Origin of the sequence: Sphingomonas faeni (genome assembly GCF_024273235.1) — a bacterium.
In the GTDB taxonomy this organism is placed as follows: Bacteria; Pseudomonadota; Alphaproteobacteria; order Sphingomonadales; family Sphingomonadaceae; genus Sphingomonas; species Sphingomonas faeni_A.
Genome location: NZ_JANBVH010000002.1, coordinates 36,867 through 56,137, shown reverse-complemented (window position 1 = coordinate 56,137; position 19,271 = coordinate 36,867). Strand labels below are relative to the sequence as shown.

General features: G+C 65.4%; 16 protein-coding genes. 10 read left to right on the top strand and 6 right to left on the bottom strand.

Features of this window, described 5'->3' with window-relative positions; all coding sequences use genetic code 11:
• Positions 1–48 precede the first annotated feature (48 nt).
• From NLI89_RS01265 to NLI89_RS01250, 4 genes are all read left to right on the top strand, one after another.
• Positions 49–2,397, top strand: coding sequence for a glycoside hydrolase family 31 protein (locus NLI89_RS01265; protein ID WP_254685340.1), 2,349 nt, complete (start codon positions 49–51; stop codon positions 2,395–2,397).
• A gap of 75 nt (positions 2,398–2,472) precedes the next feature.
• Positions 2,473–2,883, top strand: coding sequence for a hypothetical protein (locus NLI89_RS01260; protein ID WP_254685339.1), 411 nt, complete (start codon positions 2,473–2,475; stop codon positions 2,881–2,883).
• On the top strand, positions 2,880–3,176 hold the full coding sequence (locus NLI89_RS01255) for a hypothetical protein (RefSeq protein ID WP_254685338.1): 297 nt from the start codon (positions 2,880–2,882) through the stop codon (positions 3,174–3,176). Before NLI89_RS01260 ends, NLI89_RS01255 begins: the two co-directional genes overlap by 4 nt.
• Complete coding sequence (locus tag NLI89_RS01250; RefSeq protein WP_254685337.1) at positions 3,173–4,315, top strand: acyltransferase family protein; 1,143 nt, start codon at positions 3,173–3,175, stop codon at positions 4,313–4,315. The genes NLI89_RS01255 and NLI89_RS01250 overlap by 4 nt, the downstream gene beginning before the upstream one ends.
• Positions 4,316–4,345: 30 nt before the next feature.
• Here the strand turns inward: NLI89_RS01250 and NLI89_RS01245 are convergent, their stop codons facing one another.
• Complete coding sequence (locus tag NLI89_RS01245) at positions 4,346–5,461, bottom strand: cell wall hydrolase (protein ID WP_254685336.1); 1,116 nt, start codon at positions 5,459–5,461, stop codon at positions 4,346–4,348.
• Between the two features lie 56 nt (positions 5,462–5,517).
• Here NLI89_RS01245 and NLI89_RS01240 point away from each other — a divergent pair, with 56 nt between their 5' ends.
• Positions 5,518–5,997, top strand: a complete 480-nt coding sequence (locus NLI89_RS01240) for a Rap1a/Tai family immunity protein (RefSeq protein ID WP_254685335.1) — start codon at positions 5,518–5,520, stop codon at positions 5,995–5,997.
• Positions 5,998–6,028: 31 nt separating this feature from the next.
• On the opposite strand, the gene NLI89_RS01235 is transcribed toward NLI89_RS01240, so the two are convergent.
• The 5 genes from NLI89_RS01235 to NLI89_RS01215 form a co-directional block, all read right to left on the bottom strand.
• Positions 6,029–8,215, bottom strand: a complete 2,187-nt coding sequence (locus NLI89_RS01235; RefSeq protein ID WP_254685334.1) for a GumC family protein — start codon at positions 8,213–8,215, stop codon at positions 6,029–6,031.
• A gap of 137 nt (positions 8,216–8,352) precedes the next feature.
• Positions 8,353–9,054, bottom strand: a complete 702-nt coding sequence (locus NLI89_RS01230; RefSeq protein ID WP_254685333.1) for a polysaccharide biosynthesis/export family protein — start codon at positions 9,052–9,054, stop codon at positions 8,353–8,355.
• Positions 9,055–9,130: 76 nt separating this feature from the next.
• Positions 9,131–11,728 carry an O-antigen ligase family protein gene (locus NLI89_RS01225; RefSeq protein ID WP_254685332.1) on the bottom strand — a complete coding sequence of 866 codons (2,598 nt, stop codon included), beginning with the start codon at positions 11,726–11,728 and terminating at the stop codon, positions 9,131–9,133.
• A gap of 420 nt (positions 11,729–12,148) precedes the next feature.
• Positions 12,149–12,421 carry a hypothetical protein gene (locus NLI89_RS01220; protein ID WP_254685331.1) on the bottom strand — a complete coding sequence of 91 codons (273 nt, stop codon included), beginning with the start codon at positions 12,419–12,421 and terminating at the stop codon, positions 12,149–12,151.
• A gap of 104 nt (positions 12,422–12,525) precedes the next feature.
• Positions 12,526–13,323, bottom strand: a complete 798-nt coding sequence (locus NLI89_RS01215) for a metallophosphoesterase family protein (RefSeq protein WP_254685330.1) — start codon at positions 13,321–13,323, stop codon at positions 12,526–12,528.
• A 236-nt stretch (positions 13,324–13,559) separates the two neighbouring features.
• Here NLI89_RS01215 and NLI89_RS21850 point away from each other — a divergent pair, with 236 nt between their 5' ends.
• The 5 genes from NLI89_RS21850 to NLI89_RS01190 all read left to right on the top strand — a co-directional run bounded on the left by NLI89_RS21850 (position 13,560) and on the right by NLI89_RS01190 (position 19,046).
• A complete protein-coding gene (locus tag NLI89_RS21850; RefSeq protein ID WP_254685329.1) occupies positions 13,560–14,180 on the top strand; it encodes a UDP-N-acetylglucosamine transferase subunit ALG14 in 621 nt (206 codons plus the stop codon).
• The gene (locus NLI89_RS01205) at positions 14,177–14,719 is read left to right on the top strand and encodes a glycosyltransferase (protein ID WP_254685328.1); all 543 of its coding nucleotides are present in this window, start codon (positions 14,177–14,179) and stop codon (positions 14,717–14,719) included. Before NLI89_RS21850 ends, NLI89_RS01205 begins: the two co-directional genes overlap by 4 nt.
• Positions 14,720–14,843: 124 nt before the next feature.
• On the top strand, positions 14,844–15,395 hold the full coding sequence (locus tag NLI89_RS01200; RefSeq protein WP_254685327.1) for a polysaccharide biosynthesis/export family protein: 552 nt from the start codon (positions 14,844–14,846) through the stop codon (positions 15,393–15,395).
• A 77-nt stretch (positions 15,396–15,472) separates the two neighbouring features.
• Entirely contained in the window at positions 15,473–16,861 is a 1,389-nt protein-coding gene (locus NLI89_RS01195; protein WP_254685326.1) for an outer membrane beta-barrel protein, read from the top strand.
• 64 nt (positions 16,862–16,925) lie between these two features.
• The gene (locus NLI89_RS01190; protein WP_254685325.1) at positions 16,926–19,046 is read left to right on the top strand and encodes a GumC family protein; all 2,121 of its coding nucleotides are present in this window, start codon (positions 16,926–16,928) and stop codon (positions 19,044–19,046) included.
• The last annotated feature ends 225 nt before the right edge of the window (positions 19,047–19,271 follow it).

Here is a 19,271-nt window from a genome sequence, read left to right as displayed (position 1 = left end):
GCCGAGCGCGCCATGCGTGGTGGCCTATGCCTATGGAAACCCACGCCGATGTCTCTTCTGTCCGCTGCACGCCTTCTGCTGATCGGCACCTGCCTGACATCGGCCCTCACGGTACAGGCAAAGGCCAATCCGCTCGCGACGGTGGATCGAAACGGCAGCCTGGTCGCGATCGAGCCCTATGCGCCGAACATCGTCCGCGTGACGATCTCGCTCGACCGGACGCTCGCCGACGCGCCGCCGGGTGAGGGCCCCAATGCCAAGTCCGACGCGACCGGCTGGACGCACCGTACCGATGCCAGCGGCGACGTATTCGCTTCCAGCGCGCTGTCGCTGACCGTCGCCGCGCAGCCCTGGCCCAAGGCGCCGTCGCAGATGCAGCGTTACTTCGCGCCGTCGCTGCCGCCCGTGTCGATCGCCGTGCGCAAGCCCGATGGTTCGACGATCGCCGAGATGACCGGCTGGGAGATGTCGCCGCAAACCGTCAACGGCGAGAAGACGTTCCGCGTCGGTGCGAGCTTCGCAGTGCAGCCGAACGAGCATTATTACGGGCTCGGCCAGAACCAGGAAGGCGTGCTCGACCTCAAGGGCCGGACGATCGACTGCCGCCACAATTACGACGCGCCTGCGGGCGAGACGGTGTGCGTGCCGTTCATGGTCACCAACAAGGGCTATGGCATCGTCTGGGACAACCCGTCGGCGACCACCGTCTCCCCCGGCCTGTCGAACGCAACGCACTGGCAATCGAACGTCGGCGAGCGCGTGTCGTTCTTCGTCATCACCGGCGACACCACGGACGAACTCTACGCCGGCTACGCCAAGCTGACCGGCGCGACGCCGCTACCGCCAAAGGCCGCGTTCGGGCTGATCCAGTCGAAGGCGCGCTACGAGACGCAGGCGGAACTGCTCGGCGTCGCGAACGGCTACCGCAAGCGCGGCCTGCCGCTCGACGTCATGGTGCTCGACTGGTTCTACTGGTCGCGGATGGGCCAGTTGGACATCGACCGGACCTATTTCCCCGATCCCAAGGGGATGAACGACACGCTCAAAAGCATGGGGATGCATTCGATCATCAGCGTGTGGCCGCGGTTCGAGAAGGAATCGCGCTACTTCAACTTTCTCGGCACCAAGGGCTGGCTGCTCAAGGACAAGGACGGCGATGTTGTCGATGGACTTGCCATCCGCTCCGACCGCGCCGGCGCGCTGCTCGATTCGACCAACCCGGATGCCCGCGCGTGGTTCTGGGATCGGATCCGCGACAATATTGCTTCGCAAGGCTTCGACTGGTTCTGGCTCGACGAGACCGAGCCGGATCTGGTGCCGGACGGCAATTTCTTCTCGATCGGGTCGGGCGACCGGTATCACAATCTCTATCCGCTGGTGCACACCAGCGGCGTCGCGGAAGGCTCGGCGCGCGACCGGCCCGACTTCCGCAACCTGATCCTCGCGCGCGCCGCCTATCTGGGCACACAGCGCAACGGCGCCCTGTTCTGGTCTTCGGACGTGCAGGCGACCTGGGAGACGTTGCACCGCCAGGTTCCGGCCGGGCTCGGCTTTACCGCGAGCGGCATGGCGTATTGGAGCAGCGATACCGGCGGCTGGCAGTATCCGAACGGGCCGAAGGCGGAGCGTTCGCCGTTGCTCGATCCGGCGGGTGCGACCGCGATGTCGCCGAGCTACACCGACTATCCCGAACTGTTCACGCGCTGGTTCGCCTATAACAGCTTCACGCCGACGCTGCGCATCCATGGCCAGCGTCCGGCAACGGCGATCTGGGAATACGGAACGGCTGCCGAGCCGGTGCTCGCGGGCTTCCTGCGGCTCCGGTACGCGCTGATCCCATATCTTTATTCGCTGGGATACCAGACCTACCGGACCGGCGCGCCGTTCATGCGGGCGTTGTTCATGGATTTCCCGAATGATCCCGCGGTGGCGACGATCGGCGACGAATACATGTTCGGTCCAGCGTTCCTCGTCGCGCCCGTCACGGAGCAGGGCGTCACCAGCCGCAAGGTCTATCTGCCGGCTGGCGCCGACTGGTATGATTACTGGACCGAGCAGCGTTATGCCGGCGGCCAGTCGATCGTCGCCGCGGCGCCGATCGACCGCATCCCGCTGTTCGTCCGCGCAGGATCGATCGTCCCGATGGGCGTCCAGGTGCCAAGCACCGCGACGAAGCAGGCGCTGGAGACGATCAAGGTCTATCCGGGACGAGACGCGACCTTCACGCTGTACGACGACGACGGCGTGACCAACGCCTACAAAACCACTGCGGGCAAGACCAAGTCGGGGACCAGCGCCGTGCTGAAGTGGAACGACGCGTCCGGAACGCTCACCGCATCCGGTCCCTTGCCGACCCGCCAGGACGTGAAGACACTCGTGAAGATCGTGGCGCGGTAAGACCGGTCGTGCGGCAACCGACCGGTGCTGTCCGGTCAGTTGCCGATCCGGATCATCTCTGACAGGATTGCCCCCGTGTCCGACCCCGCTCCAAATGGCCTCACCCAGTCGCGCTGGCCCAAGCGGATCGGTCGACTGATCGATGCGATCTGCTTGGTGGCGCTGATCGCGGTCTTCATGACGGTCATCTACGGGTTCTGGCTGCGGGCGATGTGGGCGCACGGCTATTACCTGGCGGTGGCGGTGGCGATCCTGGGCGCGTTCGTGATCCTGATCGGCCTGGCACAACAGGCGATCGCGGCGCGCGACGTTGCGACGTGGCGCGACATGGCGGAATGGCAGATACGGGCGGCCCGGGCGGCTGCGGGTAAATCCGATGATGAGATCGAGCCGCATTCGGCGGCATATTACGAGGTGCTGATCGGCACGCTGGTGGCACATGCGGAGCAGGACGAACAGGACATTGCCCGTGAGCATTACCCGTGAGCGGTGATCCGCATCTCGAACTGGGCGAGAACCTGCCGCGCTTCCTGTCGCACTGGCTGGCGGCGTGCTTCGGGCATTTCCTGGTCGTGCTGCTGCCGTTGATCACCGACTGGACGCACGACCGCGATGCCACCTGGCCGAGCTGGTGGTCGCTGCTGCTGTTCGCGGCCTCGACCTCGCTAGTGGCGGCGATCGTCAACGCCAACCTGCCGGTCACGCCGCGCGAGCTGATCAAGAGCGTCGCGCTGGGGGTCGCGCTGAACGCGACGATCGTCATGCTCCGGCTGTCATGATCGGCCGGTCGCTGCTCGCACGACTGAGGCCGCGCGAACCCGAACTCGACCGCGATCAGATCGCCCCGCTTCAATTGCTGCGCGGGATCGCCGCCTCCGGCGTGGTGATCGAGCATCTGCTCGAACGCTATCTCCGGAGAGGCGCGATCCCCGATACCTTGCCCGAGTTCACCTCGCTGCTCGGCCAGGTCGGCGTCGCGACGTTCTTCGCGATCAGCGGCTTCATCATGGTCCACATCTCGTTGCGCGACGGTCGACGCCCGCCCTCGGGCCGCGCCTTCCTGCGCAACCGCTATTTGAGGGTCGCGCCGCTCTATTACCTCATGACGCTGCTGATCGTCCTGTTCGGCTGGCTCGCGCACCGGATCGGAGCAGCCAGCGACTTCCGCATGCCGACCGCCGCCGAGTTTCTGCTGTCGTTCGCGTTCATCCCCCACCGCGGCGGCAACGGCCTGATCCAGCCGATCTACGGGCTGGGCTGGACGCTGCATTACGAGATGTTCTTCTACCTGCTGTTCGCCGCAGGTCTCGCGCTCGGCGCAAGGCGCGGCGCGTATCTCGTGCTGCTGGCGCTGTGCCTGCTGGTGATCGCCGGAACCCGGATCAACGCCCCGCCCGACACGCTGAGCCTGCCGCTCGCCGTCTATGTCTTCACGCGCCCGATCATGGGCTATTTCGCAGTCGGGATCGGCATCGCGCTGATCCGCCACCGCTTCGGCGATCGCCTGCCTACCGTCCCCATGTCATTGATCGCGGCGATCGCGCTGGCCGCCCTGGCTGGCGCCGCGCTCGCACCGAGCGACCGGATGGCGATGCTTGCCACCGCCGTAGCACTGGCCGCGACCGTCCTCCTGTCACCCGCGCCATCCAAGACGTCGGAAGCGTTCTCCACCTTCTCCCGCGTGTTCGGCAATGCCTCCTACAGCATGTACCTGACCCACAGCTTCATCCTCGGCGCCTTCGCCTCGGCAACCGCATCGATCGTCGCGCGCGGCACCCCGGCGCTCGTGGCGATGGCGCTGCTGGCGTGCCTGCTGTGTTTCGCGATCGGGTGGGCGTCATGGCGGCTGATCGAGCGCCCCATCGCGACCCTCGTCAACCGGCGCCGCCCGTCGAGAGCCGAACTCGTCGCGCCGTGACGCGGGTTTTGCAACCTTGACCGTCGCGCCCTAGCCGGGCGCCCCGTTCGTGATCGGTGCCACCGGCAGGACGCGGCGGTCGGGCGAGGGCGGCAAGGGCGTGATCGGCGTTCCCGGTTCCCAGGCACGTGGCAACACGCGGCGCTCGCCCAGCCCTACGGTCGGCGCGGGCGACGCGGTATCGGGCGCCGCGCGGGAGCCGGTGAGTACGGGGCGATCCGCGGTGGCGACGGTGGCGGGTGGTCCCGCGGGAGGCGCAGTGCCTACCTCCGGAGAGGGCGCCGCACCGGCGACGGTCGGCAAGGGCAGGCTGGGCTCATTCCCGGCATATTTCCCGCGAAACGCGGCGGTTCGTCCGGCGGGGCCCAGCCAGCGATAGAAAATATGCGCGCCGATCACCGCGACCTTGTCGAGGCTGGAAGCCCAATAGGGGACGACGTAATTGGCGTGGTAATGCGTTGCCCAGCCGACCGGCGCGAACACCGCGCCCCCCAGCGCCGCCGCCGCGATCCGCGATGCACGATTCCATCCGGCCGGCGCGGGCGTATGCGCCAGCGCACCGTCGCAGATGAAGGTGAACTGACAGCCCGTCCTGCGCTGCGATCCGTCGAACACCACGCCGCAGACGGTCTTGGGATAAGCGGGATGTCGCACGCGGTTGAGGATCACCTGCGCCACCCCCCGCTCGCCGTCGTCGGTCTCGCTGCCGGCCTCGTAATAGATCGCCATCGTCAGGCACTGGAGCGAGCGCTGATAGTCGGTCAGCGCGCTGGTCCGCAGGCGAAACGCGGAGGCCGATTCGACAGCGCTGTTCGCGGTGGGCGTCGCGGCGTTCCACGCGACCGCCTGCTCCGGCGACAGCGGACGCAGCGTCCGGGGTGCGAACGGTGCCTCGATTCGCGCGGCGCGAACCGCCGTGCGGGCCCAGCTGGTGTCGTTCTCCGGCGGTTGTCTCAGGCTCATGATCGCAGCAGTGACCGAACCGACGATCAGGAGCACCGCGATCACCGCGGGGATCACCACGCCCGGATGGAAACGCCGCACCGGCGGCAACGCCGATACCATCGCCGGATCGAGCAGCAGCATCGATGGTACCGGCTCTTCGGGAGCATCCGGCTGTCGCCGATTGGGGTCGGTAGGCGCCATTTCCTCGTGAGTTAGTCCGTTGAAGCCCGCCACGCCAGCGCGTAACGACGGCCGCTATGGTTATGCCTCTCGCCTTGCTGCTTGCCGTGCCGTCGGTCTTGCAGGCCCTTCCCCAGCATTTTCCGATGCCGCAGACTGCCGGGCTGCAAGCCGTGCCGAGGCAGTCGCCACCCGCGGGCTCGTCGACCGCGCCGCTTGCCGGCGGACTGTTCAGCGCCAACCAGCTTCGCCAGCGCTGCCTCTCGAACGTCGCGGCCGACGCATCCTATTGCTTCGCCTATATCACCGGGGTGCACGATACCGTGCGCGCCTACGAGGCATGGCTGAACCAGCGCGAGTTCTGCGTTCCCCGCCATGTCCCGCAAGGCGACCTGCGCGAGGCGTTCATCGGCTACCTCAGGGACCATGGCGCCGACCTGTCGGGCGAGGCCGCCTCGGTCGTCGTGGTCGCGCTGAAGATCCGCTATCCCTGCACCGCCGACGGTCGGGCGGGCGCGGCGCCCCCTGCGGCGCCCGCCCGCGGCACCAAGCCCTGAACCCCGGCGGGTGCGCTAACCCGGCCTCGCCCTACTTCGACGTTTCGTCGTAACGGTACCGGTAATAGTCGTAGGACTGGCCGTAGCCCGCCTTTTTCGCGTTGTACTTCGTCATGACGCAACCGATCACGTTGCCCCCCGCGCGCAGCAGGCGCGAGACGGCGTTGCGCGCCTGGCCGAAATGCGCGCTCGACGCCTCGGCGACGAACACCGTCGCCTGGGTCGCGGCGGTAAGCTGGGCTGCGTCGGCAAGCGCCAGCACCGGCGGGCCATCGACGATCACGACGTCGTAATCGGGCTCGAGCGACGCCAGCAGGTCCTGCATCGCCGTCCCCGCGAACAGCGTCGCGGGATCGGGAGGCAATCGACCGCTGGGCAGGAAGCTCATGCCCGGCAGGCCGGTCGGGAGGATCGCCGCGCTGCACTCGGTCATCCGCGCCAGCACCGACGATAGCCCCGTGTCGGGCAGCGGAATCCCGAGCGTGCGGTGCAACGACGGTCGCCGCAGATCCGCGTCGATCAGCAGGACGCGACGCCCGAGCCCTGCGAAGTCGCGTGCGAGGGCGAACGAGGTGGTCGACTTGCCCTCCGACTTACTGCTGCCGGTGACCAGGATCGACCGCGGCGGCCCCTGGTTGGACGACAGTTCGATCGAGGTGCGGATCGCGTGATACGCTTCGGCGATCTCCGACTTCGGGTTGTTCAGCGCCGCCAGCGGGGCTTCGCCGCCGCTGTCCGGCACGACGCCGAGCAGCGGAATCCGCAGCTTTTCCTCGACGTCCTGCGGGTTGCGGATCGAGTCGTCGAGATAGTCGCGACCGAACGCATAGAGCATCGCGAGGCCGATCCCGGCGATCAGCGACAGCGCGATGTTGAGCAACGGGCGCGGCGAGGTCGGCTTGCGCGGCTGTTCGGCCAGATCGACGCTGGAGACGTTGTTGGACGTGATCCCCGCCTCGGCGCTGACTTCCTTGTAGCGCTGGAGCAGGCTCTCATAGAGCTGTCGGTTGGTGTCCACCTCGCGCCGGAGGATGTTGTACTGGACGCTGCGCCCCTGTTCGGCGAGCGTCGCGCCCTTGAGCGAAAGCACCTGCTGCGTGATCGCGCGGTTCTGCCGCTCCGCCGTCAGATACTGATTCTCGATCGACTTGCGGGTCTCCTCGGCCAGCTGGCGGATCTGCTGGTCGAGCGTGGCGATCTCCGCGAGCGCCTGGATGACGACCGGATGGTCCGGCTTCAGGCGGCGGCGAACCTCGCTCAGGCTGGCGAAGTCCTCTGCGCGCTTCTGCGACAGGCGCTGGACCGCCTCGTTGGCCTGCACTTCGGGTAGCGACATCAGCGGTGCGCGGCGCGCCTGTTCCCAGCGCTCGCGGGTGCGTATCCGGTTGGCTTCCGAGGTGGCCGCATCGGCGTTGAGCTGAATGAGGTTGGCAGTGACGAGCGAGCGCGGCGCGTTGTCGCCCTCGGCCTGACGCGCGCCGGCGCTGGCATCGATCAGCCGAGCCGAACGGGCATAGGCGATCAGATCCCGCTCGGATCCTTCGAGTCGCGTCTTGGCGAGGCCGAGCTGGTTCTGGAGGAACCGGCGCGAATAGGACGAGGCGGAGAATTTGCGCTGGATATTCCCCTCGATGAAATTCGTCGCGTAGCTGTTGGCGATCTCGGCGGCGAGCGCAGGGTCGCGGCTGGTGAAGATAATGTGGACGACGCGCGAATTGCGCCGCAGATCGACCGTCAGGTTGTTCTGCAGGACGTCGACGACCTGGTCGGAAAGGCTGGCGTCGCCTGGCTTGATCTCGATCTGGCGCGCGCCGGTCATCCGCTTCAGGAAATCGTCATTGGCGCCCAGCCCGAGGCTTTCGGAAACGCGCCGCGCGATCGCCCGACTGGTCAGCACGTCGACCTGCGTCTGCAGGAAGCGATCGGCGTCGCTGCCCGACGCCTGCGGGTCCGAATCCTCGGTGCCGAGAACCTTGGCGACCTGCTGGTCGATCTGGATGCTCGACTGCGCGGTGTATTTGCGCGGCATCAGCACCGCCGACGCGATCCCGAGCAGCAACGCGACGCCGACGATCGCGATCATCATGTAGCGATTGCGGAACACCGTCGCCCAGACCGCGCGAAGATCGATCGCGGGCTCATAGTCCTCGCCCTCAAGCGGGCCTCCCGCATGGGGCTCATACGCATGCGCGCCCGGATGGGCATAGGCCGACGGCACCGCGCCAGCATTTCGCCGGTCATCCGGCGCAAAGGCATTCGGCGTGGGGCCCGGCGTGGGCCCCGGGGTGGGCCCCGGGTTGGGAGCGCCTAGAGGGACATCGACACTCCCCATGGATCGGATCTCTTCCTGTAAACCTAGAATTGCGCGAAGATGCCGAAGCCGGACAGCAACGGTGCCGCCCGCAGGACGTCATGCCATGCCGATTTGCTGGCCGAATGACCGACGATGATCGTGTCGCGCGGCGCGATCGCCGGATCGGCGTCGTCGCCGCGACGGATCCGCTTGAGATCGAACACCGCGCCCATCCGCTTGCCGTCGATATAGCGCACGACGATCACCTGGCGCAGCGCCGCGTCCTCGCTCTCGCCCTTGGCCAAAGCGATCGTGTCGAGCAGGGTGGTCGGCCCGGAGATCGGATAGATGCCCGGCTCCTTGACGTCGCCCTGCACGGTGACGCGTTGCGCGACCGAACTGGCCACGGTCACCGTGACCTGGGGATTGACGTAGAAACGCTCGGCCAGCTTGGCGGCGAGCAGGTCGGCGAGTTGCGTGCTGGTGTTGCCGGCGGCCTGGATCCGCCCGATCAGCGGCATCGAGATGACTCCGGCGGCATCGACGACGACCCCGCGCGTGGAGATATCGGGCTCCTGGAACACGGTGATGTCTACGGTGTCCAGCGCGCCGATACGATAATCCTGGACCCGCGGCTCTCCCTGCGGCGCCGGAATAGTCTCGTAGGCACTCTCGCCAGTGCGGAGGTTCGGGCCAATATTATCGTCGGCGCAGGCGCCAAGCATAGTGCCAAGCGCGACCACCCCTATCCAGGTCGCTCGCATCCGTTGATCTTGCCCCTTCCGACTAACGTCCACTCGCATTACCCGATGCATTTGGTCAAGCCTGCACACCAATTTGTCATGGCCTGGATAGCGGGGTGATTCGGACCGAATCGATCCAGAATGTACCGGTCTGGCCGGCGCGCTCGCGCACCGAGACGCCCAGCACCTGGGACCGGCATGCGGGGCCGATCGAGACGGCGCCCTCGACCTTCCGCCATCCGGTGCCCTGACCGTCCAGCGAGACCGCACCGGTCGCTACCGGATCCACGGGCGAACCTGCGCAGGCGATCGACAGCGTTGCCGGCACGTCGGCGCCGCGGACCATCGCCTGGAGGCGCCAGCGCCCGGGCGGCAGGGTGATCGCCTGCGCCAGCGCGGTACCGCTCGACAGGCCGTCCGAGATGATCTGGACCGCGTGGCCCGTACCGTCGGCACCGCGGTCCGCCGGTACGACGCGTATCCCCGGCAATTTCGGCGCGCCCCAGGCATAGGGGATGACGCCGCTCGGCAAGGGTGCCGGCACCGATTCGAAGCCACCGTCGGCGATCAGGCCGCGACCGCCGCTCGCCAGCCACACCTGGCGCGCGCCGGCGATGTCGCCCGAATCGGCGAGCCGCCAGCGGATCAGCATCGTCTCGCTCGCGGTCACCGGGACGCCGGCCTTGCGCAACGTCGCGAGGAAATCGAGCGTGCGCGGCACCGACAGCGCCGCATCGCGCGAGATCGCATTGAAGAACCCCTGTCGCCACGATGGGCGATCGGCCAGCCGGGCGACGACGGCGGCAACCCCACCGGGCGCCATGTAGGTCGCGCGCATCTCCGGCATCAGCGCGTCGGGCAATTGTCCGCGGCGCAGCAACGCATCGATCCGTTCGGCCGAGATCCCGGCGCTGCCGACCTCCCGCGCCCGTTCCGCCAGCCAGAGTTGCAGCAGCGTATCGCGCCAGCCGAGCGCGGCGCCGGTCTGAAGCAGGCGGCTGCCACGCTGAGGCTGGTCGAGCACGAGATCGGCAAAGCCGTGTGCGCGGACCGCCTGCGCGTCGATCGGGACAATCGCCAGCGCGCGCGCCGCCGCTGCCCGCGATGATGCGGGATGCCCTGCCAGCTGTTCGCCGTTCGCGAGCGCGGACCATGCGCCCGCCGACCAGGGCGCAACCACCGTCGCCGCCCCGCTTTGCCCACGAAGCGTCAGGAACCGGCCGAGCGCATCCCCGCTCGCGACAATCCCGACCAGCGCCGCGATACCGCCTGCGATCCACGGCGCGGACCGTCGACGGGGTTGAGGAGGCGCGCCTGCGGCGCCGGACGTCCGCGATGGCTCGGTGCGTCCGACGGCCGCGATCAGACCCAGCGCCGCACCGAACAGCCCGGCGATCGCCGCCATGCGCAACGGATAATCGACCAGCGAGAACAGCAGAATCAGCAGGATCGCCGCGCCGCCCGCGACCAGTGTCGCGCGCTCCTGACGCTCGCGGGCCGCTGTCCAGCCCGATCGCAGCGCGACGATCAGGACGACCACCCCCATCAGCATGATGATCAGCGCCGGCAATCCGCCTTCCAGCAGCAGCTCTAGCCCGTCGTTGTGCGCGTGGTTGACGCTGAGCGGCGACACCTGCCCCAGCGGCTCGACCGTGCGATAGACCCGCTCGAAGCTGCCGAACCCGGTCCCGAAGGGAAAGGTCTCGCGCAGGATGTAGACCGAGTTTTCCCAATATTGGTAGCGCAGCTCCTCCGCCACCGTCGAGAAGCGGATGAAGACGCGCTGGAACAGGTCGGTCCGCGATACCAGGACACCGGCAACGACATACAGTGCCGCCGCGCCGAGCAGACGCCTGCCGGTACGCCGGACGCCACCGACGAGCGCCCCTGCGACGATCAGCGCGAACGGCAGCAGCAGCAACGCGGTCCGCGAACTGGTGGCGAGGATACCCAGCGACAGGAAGACGATCGTCGCGAGCGTCGCCAGCCGTCGCGGGGCGCCGACGCCCATGACGCCGGGCACCGCCGCAAAGACGATCGCCACGAGCAACAGTGTCGCCTGATGGTTGCGATTGACGAAGAACCCGACGCCGTAGCCGCGGTGCGCGGTGTCGTAGACGATCGGCGCACTGCTGATCCCCGCCGCGACCTGCAGCGTCGCGAGGATCGTACCGATCACCGCGCCGCCGACGATCAGGCGCAACACCATCACGCGGTCCGACAGGCGAAGCGACGCGATCGTCAGCATCGCCGCCAGCGGCACGAGCAGCGATAGCAGGGCGACGAGCGTATTGTCGGGCGTCAGGCTGAACGCGTGCCAGCGATCGGCCCATCCCAGCAGCGAAAAAATCTGCACGGCCGTCGCGCGATCGGGCAGGCCGTGCCACCAGGCTGACGGCAGCGGGATCATTTGCAGGATCAGCAGCGAGGCGGCGGCGGCGAACACCAGCAGGAAGCCCCCGAGCCCCATCGCGCCGGTTCCGCCGATGGTCGGGCTCGTCCGCGGACGAGCGGCGCGCACGATCAAAGCGAGCGCCAGCACCTGCGCACACAGGTCGATCAGCGGATATCCCATCCCCGCACCGCCGCCGAACAGCAGGACGACCAGGAAGAGAAGCGGGATCGCGTCATCGCGCCACGATGCGATCCGATTGCGCACGCCGCTGCCGCGGCGACGGACGCGGGCCCGGCTCACAGGCCGCACTCCATGAGGAGTGCCGCGAGATATCCGCTGTCCAGACGTTGCAATGCCGCCCCCCGTCCCAATCGATCGACCTTCGGGCAGCGCCGCGAGGGATCGTCATAATGATGTGCCGCCGTTCAGGACGGTGTCGCGCTGCGTTTGCGGGGGCACAGCGCGAAGCCGACCCGATACGCACTCCGACCAAAGTCATAGCAAGATGCAACGCCGGCCCATCGGCACACACTTTAATGCTGCGAAGACTTACCCGGTCGGCACCGTAGGTCTTCCCGAGCCCCCGAGCAGGTCACGACCATATTCACACGCTGCGTCGCAACGAAAAAGGCGAAGCGCCCGATCTCGAGCACCTCGCCTTTTCAATCGTACCGAACTTCAACTTTGCGATCCCGCGAGTCGCGTGACCGGTTCAGCCAATCAATTGGGGCTGGAGTCATCATCGCCGCCGCTAGCTACGACAGCAACGACTGCGACCAGAGCAACGACACCGAGAAGCGGCAGGAGGAACGGCGTACCTGCAAGATCGCTGTTGCGCTTCGTTGCGGAGCCGATGCGCGCCGGTGAACCAACTGCACCAACCGACTTGACGCTGTCGAAGCTGACGGCCTGTGGCCGCGCCGGCGCTGCGTATGCTGCACCTGCGAGAGCTTGGCTTGCAATCGCGGCTCCAAGAATCATCTTTTTGAACATCTTGTCGACCCCTTTGACGACGCGTCTGCGCCTTACCTCTAGTTATCCATCTGCCAGTCGATGAGTCAAGTAGAGATGAAACCCGATCACCGGATCGGCCGCCACTAGTCCTTTCGTTCCTTACAACTAGTAGTTTCATTCCTTACAATTGTGCGGCGGCGGCGCACCTTGACTCCCTTGGGCGGCAAAGAGACAGCAAGCGTGTCCTGTTTATCCCCCTCGAGATAGATCGCGCTCAATACGCCCGTTCGATACGCTCCCGTATCGATACAGATCCGGTTGTGGCGAATGTCCACGTCTGCCGTGATGCTGTGGCCGTGCACGACGACCGCCCCGAAATCCCGGTCGTCGTGCAGGAAGTCGTCGCGGATCCACAACATGTCTTCTCGCGCCTGACGATCGAGCGCGACACCGGGGCGAACGCCGGCGTGGACGAAATAATAGTCCCCCGATCGCGCGCTCAGCGGCAAGTGGCGAAGCCAGGCGAGCAAAGCCTTCGGAACGATCCGCCTCGCCCCGATCAGATAATCACGCACGTCCTGATCGGGATCGCGCGGAGGAATCCCAAAACTTGCAAGCGTCGCATCGCCCCCCACGGCCAGCCACCGGCGCAGCGCGTCGACATCGCCGTCCAGGGCCTGGAGCATCGCCTCTTCGTGGTTGCCGAGCAGGACGATCACGTCGCTGTTCCGCTGCTGGAGATCATAGAGCATCGCCAGCACCTCGGCGCTCTGCGGACCCCGATCGACCAGATCGCCGACCAGCACGATATAAAGAGAGCGCACCGGCGGCAGCGCTCGCGAATGCTCCCCGATCCTTTCGATCAACACCTGGAGAAGATCATATCGCCCATGAATGTCACCGATGGCGTATATTCGTTCACCCGAATCGGTGCTTGGCAACGCAATATCTCCAGTATAGCGTTCCCCGTGATGTCGTGGGGGGAAAGCACGACGATCTAGCGTGAACGGGTTCGTGCAATCAATTGATAGATTTCGGGATTGTACAAGACCGCGCCGGTGGAATATCGGAGGCTGGATGGTCTGATCGGGTATGGAAATCGATCGATTTCGGGCAGTATGCGCGCGATCGAGGACGGTTCCGACCTAGTTGTTGGCTCAAAAGGGGACGCGACGTAGTGGCTGAGGTTAGATCCGCGTCGGCCCGTGCCGCGCCCGAGCGGTTCTTCAGGAAACCGGGCAGACGCGACGGCGTTCGGCATGTCGAACAACACACCGCAAACACCGGCGATCCATGCCGCGACCCGTCCGACGATTTGCGCCGCAAGTCGATTGGGGCTAGCGGCACGCCGATGCGCATCCTGCTCGTCGCCTCGGCCGGAGGGCATTGGATAGAACTTCACCGCCTTAAAGCGGCATTCGTCGGCGCGGACTGCCAATTCGTCAGCACGTCGAAGGGGATGACCCCACCGCTCGGCGATCGAGAGGTGCTGGAGATACCCGACACCGCACGGGACTCGGCGTGGACCATGGCCCCCACGCTCGCCGGTCTGTTCCGGATATTTCGTGCGTTCGATCCACATCTGGTCGTCTCGACGGGCGCAGCGCCGGGGGCGATGGCCCTGCTGGTGGGCAAGATGTTCGGTGCACGCACGATTTGGATCGACAGTATCGCCAACAGCGAAGTCCTATCGCTGTCCGGACGACTGGTGCGTCCGATCGCCGACCTGCGGATCACGCAGTGGCAGCACCTCGCCGAGAAGAATCGGTCGCTGCGGTATCTTGGACAAATCTTGTGATCCTGGTGTCCGTCGGCACGCAATTGCCATTCGACCGCCTGATTCGCACAGTCGACCAATGGGCGACGGACCACCGACGCGGTGACGTGATCGCGCAGATCGGCCCGACGCACTATCGCCCGGTCACGATGAAGAGTTTTTCGCACATTCCCTATGATTCGTTCCGGGATCTTCAGAAACGGTGTGCGGTGATGATATGCCATGCGGGCATGGGATCGATCATAACCGCGATGGAATTCGGCAAGCCGATCATCGTCATGCCGCGAAACCATCAGCTCGGCGAACATCGCAACGGCCATCAGTTCGCGACGCTTCGACAGTTCGGCAATCGCCCCGGCATCTACGCCGCCGATACCGAAGTCGAGCTGTTGCAGCTGCTCGACCGTGTCGATGAACTCACGGCTTATCCGACGTTGAACGCGAAGGCGCCCACGTCCTTCATCGATCAACTGGCCACATTCGTGCACCGACCGGAAAAACCGCCGGCAATCAGGCGCATCCGGCATCTCCTGTCCGGAAAACGCGCAGACGCCGCCTGATCTCGGTCAGTGTCGCCTTGATACCGCGATGCAACAAATATCCTTGATGCTTTATTAGCGGCGTGTTAGCCAAGCGCCGACTGTGTAAATGGGGGTTTGCGTGAAGAAAAGAGCGGCTTTTGTCTTGCTAGCCGCCATCGTGCTCGCCGGCTGTTCGAAATCTGGACCGCCCCCCATCTCGAGTGGCGAACGCTATGCTGAAGGTGCGGCAAGCGAAGATATTTACAAGCTGGGTGCCGGCGACAAGATTCGCGTCATTGTCTACAACGAACCCCAGTTGAGCGGCGACTTCTCGGTCAGCAGCGATGGCGAGATCTCGCTGCCGTTGATCGGCAACGTCCAGGTCGCCGGCAAGCCGATCGAGCGCGTGACCCAGGAAGTCCAGGCACGCCTTTCCGACGGCTATCTGCGCGATCCGCGCGTCAACATGGAAGTGGCGACCTATCGCCCCTTCTTCATCCTCGGCGAAGTTCGCTCGCCTGGGCAGTATCCGTATCTGAGCGGGCTGACCGCGCTGAACGCAATCGCGACGGCGCAGGGCTATACCCCCCGTGCGCGCAAAGCGACCGTGCGGATCCGGCGGTTCGGCGATCAATACGAACAGGAATACGTCCTGACGCCCAATCTCCGTATCTATCCGGGCGACACTATTCGTCTGACCGAACGATTCTTCTGATCGTGAGCCCGATCCGGGCAAGCAAGTCGAAACGCCATCGATCGCTCTCGGCAGCACGGACCTGGAACGCGGACGACATGATGGGGGCATCGAACATCACACTGACGCGGGCTGCGTCGAAGCGCGTCTTGGCGAAGTGCGTATCGGCAAAACGCACGGCGGCGACGTCGTGGTTTGGCGGCGCACTGCTCGCCGTACCCGGGATGGTCGCGCCATGCGTGGCGATGGCGCAGACGAGCAGTTTGTTGCTGCCCTCCGCAACGACCAGCAGCGACGAATATGATCGGGGCCACAACATCAGCGTGACCGAGCGCCCCCACCCCGAATATGACGCGCTCGGCGTTCGCCTCGGTAGCTTCATCGTCAATCCGCAGCTGACGAGCTCGATCGGCTATAGCGACAACGTGTTCAACGACAATTCGAACAAGAAGTCCGACGTCTATTCATCGTTCGAACCCTATGTGAACGTCGCGTCCGACTGGTCCGTGCATCAGCTGCGCCTGACCGGAGCTGCCGATATCCGCCGCTTCGCCAAACAGACGCTGCGCGATCAGGATGCGTGGAACGTACAGGGCAGCGGGCGCGTCGACGTGACCCGCGACTTCACCGTCAGGCTCGATGCGCAGGCCGACCGCACGTACGAATCGCCGTTTTCCGCGGATGTCGTGGCGAATCTAACGGTACCGTCCCGGTACCTGCGGACGTTCCTCGGTACGCGCACGATCTATGACACCGGACGATCGCGGCTGATCGGCACCGTGGACCGGACATCGTACGATTTCAGCTCGGTACAGTTCGCCGACGGCGTCGTTCGCGACCAAGGCTATCGCGACCGCGTCACCTACGCCGGCACGGGCACGTATGAACTGGGCTTCACGCCGAGCCTGTCACTTTACGCGCGGCTCGAGGCTGACCGAAACAACTATCGGACGGCGCGGGCGTTCGACCTGCCGAACCGCGACTCCAACGGCTATCGCGCCGTGTTCGGATCCAATTTCGACATCGCAGGGGTTGCGCGCGGGACCGTCGGCATCGGCTATAGCTACCGCAGTTTCGACGCGAGCGGGACATACCGCAACACGAGCGGCATGTCCGTCGAAGCCCGCGCGGACTGGTTTCCGAGCGAACTAACGAGTGTCGGGGTTCTCGTTCAACGTCGATTGATCGACGTCGATCTTACCAACGTCGGCAGTTCGTGGGACAATCGCATCCGCGTGACGGTCGATCATGAACTCCTCTACAACATGATCGTCACGATCGGCGGCGAAGTCAGCAAGCGCGAATATCCCGAGCGATCTACCTCGACCAACGTCTATCGCGCCGAAGTCGGCAGTCGATACCAGGTCACGCGATGGCTGGGGCTGGATGCGAATATCGGATACGGCTCGAACAAACCGAGCGGAGCCGGGCTTGGCAATCCGTTTGACGAGTTGCGTGCGCGTTTCTCAATCCGTATCAGACGATAAGGACGAAGCATGTTTCGCTCAAAGAACAATGGCCTCTTCGCCAGATACTTAGGAACATCCTGACATGAAGGTCGTGAACGCGGCGGAGTCCGAAACCCGATTGAGCGACGTGATCCGTTCGGTGCGCGATGTCGTGCGTCGGCGGTTCCTGGTGCTGCTCGGCATCACCGCGGTGATCGCGGCAATCGGCATCGTCCTGACGCTCCGGATCACGCCCGTCTATCAGGGCGTGACGCGTATCCAGATCGATCCGAGCCGCAACCCGCTGGCGCGAACCGCCAGCGAAGCACAGGCGCAGCTCGCGAGCGAGGCGATCGAGACCGAGGTCTCGGTCATCCGGTCGATCGATCTGTCGCGGATCGTCGTCCAGCGGCTCAACCTGCTGAACGATCCGGAGTTCGGCGGCGGCCCCACGCCGGAAGGTCAGCCCGCGCTGTCACCGGCCGCCAAGCTCGACGTCGTCGCCCGGTCGGTCAACAGCCATCTCGACGTCGCGCGCGATCGGCTGACGTATATCATGGCGATCCGCTTCAATTCGCAGTCGCCCGAAAAAGCCGCGAAGATCGCCAACGCTTTCGCCACCGCCTATCTCGATACCAAGGTTGGTAACAAGATCGGTACCGCCGAGCGTCAGACCAAATGGTATCAGAAGCGCATGGACGAGCTCGCGGCGGAAATTCGCGTCGCCGACGAGAAAGTAGCCCAATACCAGGCACAGGCCGGGATCGTGCGGGGCGCGTCGAACCAGATGGGGACGATCGTCGACCAGCAGGTCGCGCCGCTTTCGCTCCAGCTGGCGACCGCCGAGTCTTTTGCAGCAGAGGCTCGTTCGAAGGAACAATCCGCGCAACAGCAAGTCCGTCGCGGCGCGCTGGACTCGATTTCCGACGTGCGTGAATCGGCGACGATCCAGGATTTGCGCAGCAAGCGCGCAAGCCTGTCTCAGACGCTTGAGGACGTTCGCGGCCGCTACGGCGAACGTCATCCCGATTTCATCAAGGTCCGCGATCAGGTTGCCGGCATCGACGCCGAACTGAACAAGGAAATGGGCCGCGTCGTACGGTCGCTCAATTCCGACGCCGGCGCCGCGGATGCCCGCGCCGCCAGCTTGCGCCAATCGATGACCCAACTCGAGCAGAAGCAGGCCGGAAACGCGCGTGCCTCGGTCATCGCCGCCAGCCTGCAACGCGATGCCGACAGCAAGCATGATGCGTATGAGAAGATCTCGCAGATGGCACTCGAATCGCGCCAGGCCGCGCAGAATTCGATCGCCCAGGCGCAGATCATCGACAACGCGGAGCCGCCGCAGTCGCCGAGCTGGCCCAACCGCCCTCTGCTGTTCCTCCTGTCGCTCATAGCAGGGTTCGGCGTCGGCATCGCGGTCATCGTGACGCAGGAGATGATGGTCACCGGCCTGCGCAGCATCGACGAGGTCGAGAGCGAACTAGGCGTCCCGCTGATCGCGGCGATCCCCAACATCCGGCAGGATCAGCCTGCCGATGTCGTGATCGACAAGCCGACCTCGCAATATGCGGAGGCGTTGCGCAACGCCCGTGCGTCGCTGCTCGGCGTCCGTGGTCAGGAGCGGCCGAAGATCATCGCAGTCACCTCGGCACTGCCGGGCGAAGGCAAGACCACCACGGCGCTGGCTTTGGCGCGCGTGATGGCGATGAACGGCGACCGGACGATCATCGTCGACGCCGACGTGCGCCGCGCGCAGCTGCGGATGATCACGCCGACCAAGGCGGACGGCGTCGGGCTGGTCGAACTGCTGCACGGCGATGTGACGCTGGACGAGGCGATCGAGCCGAGCGGCCTGCAGGGTCTCGACCAGATCATCATCCATAAGCCGTATTTCTCGTCGGAGAACCTGTTCGGCAACGACCTGATGCCGAAGATCCTCGAGGAGCTTTCGGGGCGTTACGACACGATCATCCTCGATCTGCCGCCGCTCGTCGGTCTGGCGGACGGCCGCTTCCTCGCCGCGCTGGCGGATGCGGTGACGCTCGTGATCCGGTGGAACAAGACGCCCAAGCATGCGGTGACGTCGGCGACGCAGTGGCTCAAGTCGGACGGCGCGAACCTGGTCGGCTCGATGTTCACGATGGTCGACACCAACTCGCAGGCGGTCGGCTCCTATTATTATTACTCGAAGCAATATTCCGAATATTACCAGGAAGCCTGACACTAACGAGACCGGTCGTGGTCACCGTATCATGACCGGTCGCCCCGCATCCCGCCTGTTCGTCGTGGACGGCGACAACGGTCTCGTCCTGTTCCGGTTCGAACATGGTCAGGGCGGACGAGCGTTCTTCTCTGGTTCGGCTCGAAACGCCGGCGGTGTCGGACGCGCATCGTTGGTGGCATCGACGCGATTTCCTGTCGACGACGGAGCAGATCTGGCCGGAGA

Coding starts and splice junctions, on each gene's coding strand:
- NLI89_RS01250 (WP_254685337.1), top strand. CDS start 3,173: ATGATCGGCCGGTCGCTGCTCGCACGACTGAGGCCGCGCGAACCCGAA.
- NLI89_RS01230 (WP_254685333.1), bottom strand. CDS start 9,054: ATGCGAGCGACCTGGATAGGGGTGGTCGCGCTTGGCACTATGCTTGGC.
- NLI89_RS01220 (WP_254685331.1), bottom strand. CDS start 12,421: ATGTTCAAAAAGATGATTCTTGGAGCCGCGATTGCAAGCCAAGCTCTC.
- NLI89_RS01265 (WP_254685340.1), top strand. CDS start 49: ATGTCTCTTCTGTCCGCTGCACGCCTTCTGCTGATCGGCACCTGCCTG.
- NLI89_RS01195 (WP_254685326.1), top strand. CDS start 15,473: ATGATGGGGGCATCGAACATCACACTGACGCGGGCTGCGTCGAAGCGC.
- NLI89_RS01190 (WP_254685325.1), top strand. CDS start 16,926: ATGAAGGTCGTGAACGCGGCGGAGTCCGAAACCCGATTGAGCGACGTG.
- NLI89_RS01240 (WP_254685335.1), top strand. CDS start 5,518: ATGGTTATGCCTCTCGCCTTGCTGCTTGCCGTGCCGTCGGTCTTGCAG.
- NLI89_RS01245 (WP_254685336.1), bottom strand. CDS start 5,461: ATGGCGCCTACCGACCCCAATCGGCGACAGCCGGATGCTCCCGAAGAG.